The sequence below is a fragment of the Streptococcus danieliae genome, from assembly GCF_009767945.1.
GTDB lineage: Bacteria > Bacillota > Bacilli > Lactobacillales > Streptococcaceae > Streptococcus > Streptococcus danieliae.
The window spans coordinates 23,087-32,433 of the sequence record NZ_WSRS01000010.1; the positions used below are offsets into that span (position 1 = coordinate 23,087).

Genomic DNA, 9,347 nt, shown 5'->3' on the forward strand with positions numbered 1-9,347 from the left:
TTTGCCTTAAAAGGAGATTGTGATGTTGTTAGAAATAAAAGATGTTCATAAAGTGTATACAGGGACCTCGAACGCTAGTGAGCAAGCCCTAAAGGGAGTCAATCTCCAATTGGAAGAAAACAAGCTGGTGGTGATTTATGGTCCATCCGGTTGTGGGAAGACCAGTCTGTTAAACATTATTAGTGGTCTGGACTCAGATTATCAGGGGGAGGTTCTCTTTAAAAATCAGCGTTTGGGTGAGTTATCTCCAGATGAGTTGACCCTTTTCCGAAAAGAGAATATTGGTTTTGTTTTTCAAAATTTTAATGTCATTGCCCATCAATCTGTTTTAGAAAATGTAAAGTTGCCGCTGCGTTTATACGGCTTAAGGGAACAAGAAATGAATGCGATTGGAGAGCGGTATCTGGAGCAGTTGGGGATGTTGGCCTTTAAAGCGAAAAATGTTCAGGAATTATCTGGAGGGCAGCGGCAACGAGTGGCGATTGCCCGAGCCCTGGTTAATACTCCAGACTTAATTGTGGCGGATGAGCCGACGGGGTCTTTGGATTCCAAATCCCAAGCAGCAGTTTTAGAGATTTTTAAACAGTTGCAGATACTGGGGAAAACAATCATTATTGTGAGCCATAATCCAGAAGTTGCGGATTATGCAGACATCATTATCAGGATGAAGGACGGTGAGATCATTGAGAAAACAGAAAAGTCAGAGAAATAGTTTTACATGGCGGAGCAAGCTGCGTTTGGCCTGGTCTAATTTTTTAGAACGGCGTTGGCGAAATTTTATGATTGCAGCAGCGACTTCTATCGGCTTTATCGGGATTTTACTTGCTTTTGGTCTAGGAAACGCAGTTGTTGATCTAATTCATCGGGAAACCAATCAGGGCCAATTACCAGCTCAGATCCAGGTGTCCTTGAATGCTCAAACAACTGGTGGTGGGGTTTTGAATCAATCTGATATTGATTTTATCTATGAGCTGGTGGGCAAAGACCAGATCAAGTATCTAGAAAGTCCCTTTTCAACCCTGATTCAAACAGCTAGTATTGAAGGGAAACAGCTGGATCTCAGTCAGTCTCTACCCAATTATGCTCAGCTGGTCAGCCTTTATACAAATAGTGAGATTGCAGTCCCTGCTAATACAGAGGGAAATCTCCTTGCCGGGAATCCCTATAAGGATTCATCTGAAGAGGGGATAACGGTTCCAATCACCTTTATCGAGGATTTTAATCGCGAGACCAAAAGTAGTTACACAGCAGAGAGCTTGATAGGAAAAGAAGTTCAATTAGTCATCCTGGAGAATACCGAGAAAGGGAGTCATACAGCAACTGTTTCAGTGAAGATTAGCAGGGTTTTGACAGATGAGTTGGCAGATAGCAATAGTTATATGGCGCCAGTGACACTGGAAAAAATCCTGCAACAACATCAGTTTGTACGCCTGAAGCCTTATGTAATTTTTGAGCTGGGGGATCCAAGTACAACAGAGGCCGTTGTGGAAAGTCTGAAGGAAAATAAAAAATATACTGTGCTGTCGCAACAAGAGGTACTTGGTTTGGTGATCCAGTTTATTCGGGTGATTCAGGGATTATTGGTTGTCCTGTCTTTCCAAGCGGTGGTTGTTTCTACTATTATGATTGGGATTATCGTTTATATTAATATCATGCAACGATCTAGGGAGATTGGGGTTATGAAGGCGGTTGGTTATTTGAACCGGGATGTTCAGTCAATTTTTCTCTATGAATCCCTCATCATTACCTTCCTGTCCTTAGTGGTGGCCTTCCTAGTTTCTCAAGTTATTGGAAGTATCGCCAATGTAGTTGTTCGTCATTTTTATCCTAGTATTACCAAGGTCTTTTTCTTAGACCTGCAGTCGATTCTGATGATGATTGGGTTAGGTTTGGTCTTGGGTTACCTATCCGCCTATTTCCCAACCAAAAAAATTAGTCAATTAGATCCGGTTGTTTCTTTGAGGTATGAATAGGGGAAAAATTAGAGGAGGAGTCGGTTTTGCCGGCTTCTTTTTTTGAGAAAAAAGGAAACAACAGTTGCATATAAGAGAAATGGTCCTGAAAAATATTCGGGATTCAAACGCTTTCGTGAAAGTTTACAGAAAAGTTTTTGATTTTTCGCGAATGAATCTAGTCAAAATGATTTTTCTGTGCTATACTGTCAACTGTATGTAAAAAACGGAGGTTAGTGCTTTGAATAAGAAGCCGATTCTTGCGGTTGCAGGCCTAGCAGTGGCAGCACTGGGACTGGTTGCTTGTGGTCAGCGAGAAAACACAGAAAATTCAGAAGCCAAGGTAAAAGCTAGTTTGGTTACTAGCGTTGGTGGCGTGGATGATAAATCCTTTAACCAGTCTGCCTGGGAAGGTTTAGAGGCATGGGGTAAGGCCCAAGGTCTTAGCCAGGGTAATGGTTATGATTATTACCAATCCGATTCGGAGTCGGATTACACCAATAATTTTGAGCAGGCCGCTTCGAGCGGAAGCAATTTGATTATTGGAATTGGTTACATTGTCAAAAATGCAGTTGAGCAGGCTGCTAAGGATCATCCAGATGTGAATTATGTTATTTTGGATGAAGTGATTGAAGGTCAAAAGAATGTAACTAGTGCAACATTTGCGGATCAAGAAGCAGCTTACTTAGCGGGGGTTGCAGCAGCTAAGACCAGTCAGTCGAAGAAGATTGGTTTTATCGGCGGAATTGAATCTGAAGTTGTGAAACGGTTTGAAAAGGGCTTTGAAGCAGGGATTCATTCGGTGGATCCGGATATCAAGGTTCAGGTAGATTACGCAGGTTCCTTTACGGATGCCTCTAAAGGGAAATCCTTGGCACAGGCTCAATATGCGAGTGGTGTGGACGTGATTTACCAAGCAGCAGGTGGAAGTGGAGCTGGAGTCTTCAAAGAAGCGAAAGATTTAAATGAAACACGTGATGAAGCTGACAAGGTTTGGGTCATCGGTGTGGATCAGGATCAATCAGCTGATGGAGAATTTACTTCCAAGGATGGGAAAAAAGCAAACTTTGTTTTGACTTCCACAATCAAGGAAGTTGGAGCAGCTCTGAAAGATATTGCAGATAAGGCCAGTCAAGGGAACTTCCCTGGAAACCAGACAGCTGTCTATGGTTTGAAAGTGGGAGGTGTGAACCTCGTGACAGGTCAACTTTCCTCAGATGCCAAAGCAGCCGTTTCAACAGCTAAAGAAGATATTATTGCGGGACGTTTGACCGTTCCAGAAAAATAATCTTTTTGGTGTGGACGTAGGTTTTGAAGTTTTTCTTTAAAACCTTAGCCGCTTTTGTATTCGTAAGAGGTTGAGAAATCAACCTCTTTTTTTGCAAAATAAGCGCCCAAAAAACTTGAAGGGAGGTGGTCAATGACCGCTAAAAAATGATAAAATAGAGGGAGTAAAATGTAACCGCATTTCCTGCCAAAAGAATAGGAGAAAAGCATGAAACTGAACAAATACATTGACCACACACTTCTCAAAGCAGATGCTCAAAAAGCTGCGATTTTACAGTTGATTCAAGAGGCCAAAGACTATGATTTTGCGAGTGTTTGTTTGAATCCAAGCTGGGTCGCTCTGGCTGCGGAGGAGCTGGCTGGAACAGATGTTAAAGTCTGTACCGTTATCGGTTTCCCTCTTGGAGCAACAACTCCTGCTACAAAAGCGTTCGAAACGGCAGAAGCTGTTAAAAATGGCGCTGATGAAGTGGATATGGTCATGAATATTGCGGCCTTAAAAGATGGTGATGATGCAACTGTTCTACAGGACATCCAAGCAGTTGTGGAGGCCAGTGGTGATGCCTTGGTTAAGGTTATCATTGAAACAGCCTTGTTGACAGATGAAGAAAAAGAGCGTGCTTCTCGTCTAACCGTTGAAGCAGGAGCTGATTTTGTGAAGACGTCTACAGGATTTTCAACAGCTGGTGCCAATGTGGCGGATCTTGAATTGATGCGTCGTGCAGTTGGACCAGAGTTTGGTGTCAAAGCAGCTGGTGGAGCGCGTTCTTATGAAGATGCTGTTGCTTTTGTGGAAGCAGGAGCAACTCGAATTGGAACTTCTGCTGGTGTGGCCATTATGAAGGGTGAGGTTGTGAATGGAGGCTATTGATCCAATTCAGCTGGCCATGAAAACAGCTAACCAGGCTTACGTTCCCTACTCCCATTTCCCCATAGGGGCTGTCCTTGTTGCCAAGGATGGCCAGGTTTTTACCGGAGTTAACATTGAAAATGCTAGCTTTGGCTTAACCAACTGTGGGGAGAGAACCGCTATTTTTAAGGCCGTTTCAGAGGGAGTAACTGACTTCTCTGCTCTCTACATTTATGGAGAGACGCAAGCCCCGGTGTCACCGTGTGGAGCTTGCCGGCAAGTGATGGCGGAATTTTTTGAAATGGAAGTACCCATTACCTTAATTGCCAAGGATGGTTCAACAAAGACCATGACGATGGCAGAATTGCTACCTTATTCTTTCCAAAATTTAAATTAATTGATTCAAATAAAGGAGATTGTAATGAAGTCAAATAAAATTGTGGCCCTTGGTGCAGCCTCTCTTGCAGTAGTTGCTTTAGCAGCTTGTTCAAACCGTAGTGCGAATCGTTCCGAGTCAGCTGCTGATTCGATTCGTGTAGCCTATGTTACGGATACAGGTGGGGTTGATGATCACTCTTTCAACGAATCTGCTTGGACAGGTTTGAAGGCTTGGGGTGAGGAAAATAAATTAGAACAAAATCAGGGCTATACTTATTATCAGTCTGAAAATGAATCTGACTTCACCAACAATTTCCAACAAGCCATTACAGAAGGCTATGACATGGTTGCAGGTGCAGGCTTTGCCCTAGCGACATCCTTGGAAGAAGTCGCTAAAAACAATCCAGATACAAAATTTGTAATGGTGGACAGCGTGATTGATTTGGACAACGTTGCTTCTGCAACCTTTGCCGATCAAGAGGCAGCTTACCTAGCCGGTGTTGCAGCGGCCAAAAACACAAAATCAAAACAAGTTGGTTTCATTGGTGGTGTGGAAAGTGAAGTTATCACACGCTTTGAAAAAGGGTTTGAAGCTGGTGTGAAATCTGTCGACCCATCGATCAAAGTCCAAGTGGACTATGCAGGCTCTTTTAATGATGCTGCCAAAGGTAAAACAATCGCTGCAGCTCAATATGCGGCAGGTGCAGATGTGATCTTCCACGCATCTGGTAAAACTGGTGATGGACTTTTGAATGAAGCCATTACGCGGAACGAAAAACTTGCTGCAGATTCTGATGAAAAAGTTTGGGTCATCGGTGTAGATAGTGACCAAGCTCCTCAAGGTGGTTACAAAGACAAGGACGGAAAAGAAGCCAATGTTGTCTTGACTTCAACCTTGAAAGAAGTTGGAAACACCATTAAAGACATGGCCAATAAATTGCAAGAAGACAAGTTCCCTGGTGGAACAACCACTGCCTATGACCTAAAATCAGGTGGTGTTGAAGTCACTTACGATAACTTGAACGATGAAACCAAAAAAGCTGTTGAAGAAGCAAAACAAGCGATTATTGACGGCAAAGTAACCGTTCCTGAAAAATAATAAGCGGAGACGTTGGAAAGGACAAACGGAATATGGCGAATGAACATGTCATCGAGATGCGCGACATCACCAAAAAATTTGGGGATTTTGTTGCCAACGACCATATTAATCTTCAACTCCGGAAGGGCGAAATTCATGCCCTTCTAGGAGAAAACGGGGCAGGAAAATCCACTTTGATGAATATGCTGGCAGGTTTGCTAGAGCCAACCAGCGGTGAGATCGCGGTCAATGGCCAGATTGTTCAATTGGATTCTCCTTCTAAAGCAGCTTCTCTTGGAATCGGGATGGTCCACCAACACTTTATGTTGGTGGAGGCCTTCACGGTTGCTGAAAACATCATCTTGGGAAGTGAAGTGACCAAAAATGGTGTCTTAGATATTAAAGAAGCAACTAAGGAAATCAAAGCATTGTCCGAACGGTACGGTCTGGCAGTCGATCCAGCAGCTAAGATCGAAGATATCTCAGTAGGAATGCAGCAGCGGGTTGAAATTCTAAAGACCCTTTACCGAGGTGCAGATATCCTTATCTTTGACGAACCGACCGCGGTTTTGACCCCTTCTGAAATTCAAGAGTTGGTTGAAATTATGAAGAGTTTGGTTAAAGAAGGGAAATCCTTGATTTTGATCACCCATAAATTGGACGAAATCAGGGCTGTTGCCGATCGCGTGACCGTTATTCGTCGTGGTAAGAGTATCGAAACGGTTGAAATTGCTGGGGCTAGCAATCAGGATTTGGCTGAAATGATGGTCGGCCGTTCGGTTTCCTTCAAGACAGATAAGGTCAAAGCACAGCCACAAGAAACGGTTCTATCTATTAAAGATCTGGTGGTTTTGGAGAATCGTGGTGTTCCTGCGGTTAAAAACCTCAACCTGGATGTTCGTGCTGGTGAGATTGTCGGGATTGCCGGAATTGATGGCAATGGTCAGACAGAGCTGATTCAGGCTATCACTGGATTGCGGAAGGTTAAGTCGGGAATGATTACTCTAAAAGGCCAAAATATTGTCGGGGCTAGCCCACGGACAATCACGGAAATGCAGGTTGGACACGTGCCGGAGGATCGCCATCGTGATGGTCTGGTTCTGCAATTATCGATTTCTGAAAATATTGCCCTGCAAACCTATTACAAGGAACCAATGAGTTCTAAGGGAATTTTGAACTATACCAATATTTACCAACATGCGCGTAAATTGATGGATGAGTTTGATGTTCGGGCTGCCAGTGAATATGTCCCCGCTAAAGCCTTGTCTGGAGGAAACCAGCAGAAGGCGATTATTGCGCGGGAAGTGGATCGGGACCCAGATTTACTCATCGTTAGTCAACCGACCCGTGGTTTGGATGTTGGTGCGATTGAGTATATTCACAAACGTCTGATTGAGGAGCGGGATAAAGGGAAGGCCATTTTGGTTGTTTCCTTTGAACTAGATGAGATCTTGAATGTTTCAGATCGGATTGCGGTTATTCATGATGGTAAAATTCAGGGTGAATTGGATCCTGAAATCACTAACAAACAGGAGCTTGGAATCTTGATGGCTGGTGGAGAATTGAAGAAGGAGGAAGGAAATGTCTAAGAAAATTCAAGGTGCAGCTGTTCCCCTAATTTCAGTTCTCTTGGGGATTGTCCTTGGAGCCATTATCATGTGGATTTTTGGCTACGATGCTATTTGGGGATATGAAGCTCTTTTTGCAACAGCTTTTGGTTCTCTGCGTTCGATTGGAGAAATCTTCCGGGCTATGGGACCTTTGACCTTGATTGGTCTTGGTTTTGCGGTAGCTAGTCGTGCAGGTTTCTTTAACGTCGGTTTGGCGGGACAAGCCTTGGCTGGTTGGATTGCAGCAGCATCCTTTGCTCTTCTCAATCCAGACCTGCCACGCCTGGTTATGATTCCGGCTACCATTATCATTGCCATGTTTGCTGGGGGGATCATTGGTTCGATTCCAGGAATTTTACGGGCCTACTTGGGAACAAGTGAGGTTATCGTGACCATCATGATGAACTATATTGTTCTCTATGTTGGAAATGCGCTTATTCACCAATTGCCTCAGTCTGTGATGCAAAGTACCGACTCTAGTAAGCCAGTGGGAATGGCTGCGAGCTACCAAACAGAATGGCTGCGGGCTCTGACCAGTAACTCACGGATGAACATTGGGATTTTCTTTGCCCTGATTGCAGTCTTTGCGATTTGGTTCCTCTTGAAAAAAACCACTCTTGGTTTTGAAATTCGCTCTGTTGGTCTCAATCCTCATGCCAGTGAGTATGCGGGGATGTCTTCCAAACGAATTATCATTATTTCGATGATTATCTCCGGTGCGCTTGCGGGTCTGGGAGGAGCTGTTGAAGGGCTTGGAACCTTCCAGAATGTCTACATTCAAGGAAGCTCCCTCTCGATTGGTTTTAACGGGATGGCAGTATCGCTGTTAGCCAATAATTCGCCAATTGGAATTATCTTTGCGGCTTTCCTCTTTGCTGTCCTACAAGTTGGGGCGCCAGGTATGAATGCGGCGTCAATTCCGCCAGAACTGGTTAACATTGTGACAGCATCGATTATCTTCTTCGTTGGAATTCATTATGTCATTGAAAAATTCCTTGAATCAAAAGCAAAAAAGGAGGGGCAAGCTAAATGAATCTCGAAACCCTATTAGCCTTATTAGTGTCTTCCATGCTGATTTATTCAGCCCCTCTCATTTTTACTTCTATCGGTGGAAGTTTCTCTGAGCATGCTGGGATTGTCAATGTCGGTTTGGAAGGAATCATGGTTGTTGGTGCCTTTTCAGCAGTTGTTTTCAACCTTGAGACAGCTTCCGTTTTTGGAGAGGCAACTCCCTGGTTGGCTCTTCTAGTTGGAGGTTTGGCGGGTGTGCTCTTCTCCCTCCTCCATGCTGTAGCGACCGTTCATTTCCGTGCGGACCACGTGGTCAGTGGTACGGTGCTGAACCTGATGGCTCCAGCCTTGACTGTTTTCTTGGTCAAAGTGCTTTACAATAAAGGCCAAACTGATAATATTCAAGAGTCCTTTGGACGTTTTGATTTCCCAATCTTGTCGGATATTCCGTTTATCGGCGAAATCTTTTTCAAAAACACGTCGATTATGGGGTATGTGGCCATTGCGGTTTCCTTCCTGGCTTGGTTTGTGATGTTTAAGACCAAGTTTGGTCTCCGCCTCCGTTCCGTTGGTGAACATCCACAGGCGGCTGATACTCTTGGGATCAATGTTTACATGATGCGGTATGCGGGTGTAATGATTTCTGGTTTCCTTGGTGGTGTTGGGGGTGCCGTTTATGCCCAATCGATTTCGGTTAACTTCTCCATTTCAACCATTGTAGGGCCAGGATTTATCGCCCTTGCAGCAATGATTTTCGGAAAGTGGAATCCAGTTGGTGCCATGTTCTCCAGTCTTTTCTTTGGATTGTCCCAAAGTTTGGCGGTTATTGGAAGCCAGTTACCACTCTTTGATAAGGTTCCAGCCGTTTACCTACAGATTGCTCCTTACGTCTTGACAATCGTTGTCCTTGCGGTCTTCTTCGGAAAAGCCGTTGCGCCGAAGGCAGTCGGAGTCAATTATATTAAGTCTAAATAAATGTTAAAGTTTCCTGGTGTCGCCAGGAAACTTTTTGGTTCTATAATAAGTTGTGTGGAAAGCTTGCTCTCCATGCAACTTTTTTTGTAATTCAGAGTGCAAAAAAAGTAAGCGCCCAATAACAAGGTATCTTCCGATAAAGTAGAAATCTAGCTATACTAGTCTCAGAAAACATGAGTAGAGGAGATTGGTTTAGTGGATGCGAA

The 9,347-nt window shown here is 43.9% G+C and carries 9 protein-coding genes; all 9 read left to right on the forward strand.

What is annotated here, in order from left to right; translation table 11 throughout:
- Positions 1-19: 19 nt before the first annotated feature.
- The 9 genes from E5983_RS02105 (at position 20) to E5983_RS02145 (ending at position 9,141) form a co-directional block, all read left to right on the forward strand.
- The gene (locus E5983_RS02105) at positions 20-712 is read left to right on the forward strand and encodes an ABC transporter ATP-binding protein (RefSeq protein WP_414486748.1); all 693 of its coding nucleotides are present in this window, start codon (positions 20-22) and stop codon (positions 710-712) included.
- Positions 675-1,973, forward strand: a complete 1,299-nt coding sequence (locus E5983_RS02110; protein ID WP_331251087.1) for an ABC transporter permease — start codon at positions 675-677, stop codon at positions 1,971-1,973. The genes E5983_RS02105 and E5983_RS02110 overlap by 38 nt, the downstream gene beginning before the upstream one ends.
- Before the next feature lie 220 nt (positions 1,974-2,193).
- The gene (locus tag E5983_RS02115) at positions 2,194-3,240 is read left to right on the forward strand and encodes a BMP family lipoprotein (protein WP_160332274.1); all 1,047 of its coding nucleotides are present in this window, start codon (positions 2,194-2,196) and stop codon (positions 3,238-3,240) included.
- A 207-nt stretch (positions 3,241-3,447) separates the two neighbouring features.
- Positions 3,448-4,110 carry a deoxyribose-phosphate aldolase gene (gene deoC / locus E5983_RS02120; protein WP_160332275.1) on the forward strand — a complete coding sequence of 221 codons (663 nt, stop codon included), beginning with the start codon at positions 3,448-3,450 and terminating at the stop codon, positions 4,108-4,110.
- Positions 4,097-4,486: a cytidine deaminase gene (locus tag E5983_RS02125; RefSeq protein WP_160332276.1), complete on the forward strand. Its 390-nt coding sequence runs from the start codon at positions 4,097-4,099 to the stop codon at positions 4,484-4,486. Before deoC ends, E5983_RS02125 begins: the two co-directional genes overlap by 14 nt.
- A 24-nt stretch (positions 4,487-4,510) precedes the next feature.
- The gene (locus tag E5983_RS02130) at positions 4,511-5,566 is read left to right on the forward strand and encodes a BMP family lipoprotein (RefSeq protein WP_160332277.1); all 1,056 of its coding nucleotides are present in this window, start codon (positions 4,511-4,513) and stop codon (positions 5,564-5,566) included.
- 32 nt (positions 5,567-5,598) lie between these two features.
- On the forward strand, positions 5,599-7,134 hold the full coding sequence (locus E5983_RS02135; RefSeq protein ID WP_160332278.1) for an ABC transporter ATP-binding protein: 1,536 nt from the start codon (positions 5,599-5,601) through the stop codon (positions 7,132-7,134).
- The gene (locus E5983_RS02140; RefSeq protein WP_160332279.1) at positions 7,127-8,188 is read left to right on the forward strand and encodes an ABC transporter permease; all 1,062 of its coding nucleotides are present in this window, start codon (positions 7,127-7,129) and stop codon (positions 8,186-8,188) included. Before E5983_RS02135 ends, E5983_RS02140 begins: the two co-directional genes overlap by 8 nt.
- Complete coding sequence (locus E5983_RS02145) at positions 8,185-9,141, forward strand: ABC transporter permease (RefSeq protein ID WP_160332280.1); 957 nt, start codon at positions 8,185-8,187, stop codon at positions 9,139-9,141. The genes E5983_RS02140 and E5983_RS02145 overlap by 4 nt, the downstream gene beginning before the upstream one ends.
- Positions 9,142-9,347: the final 206 nt, after the last annotated feature.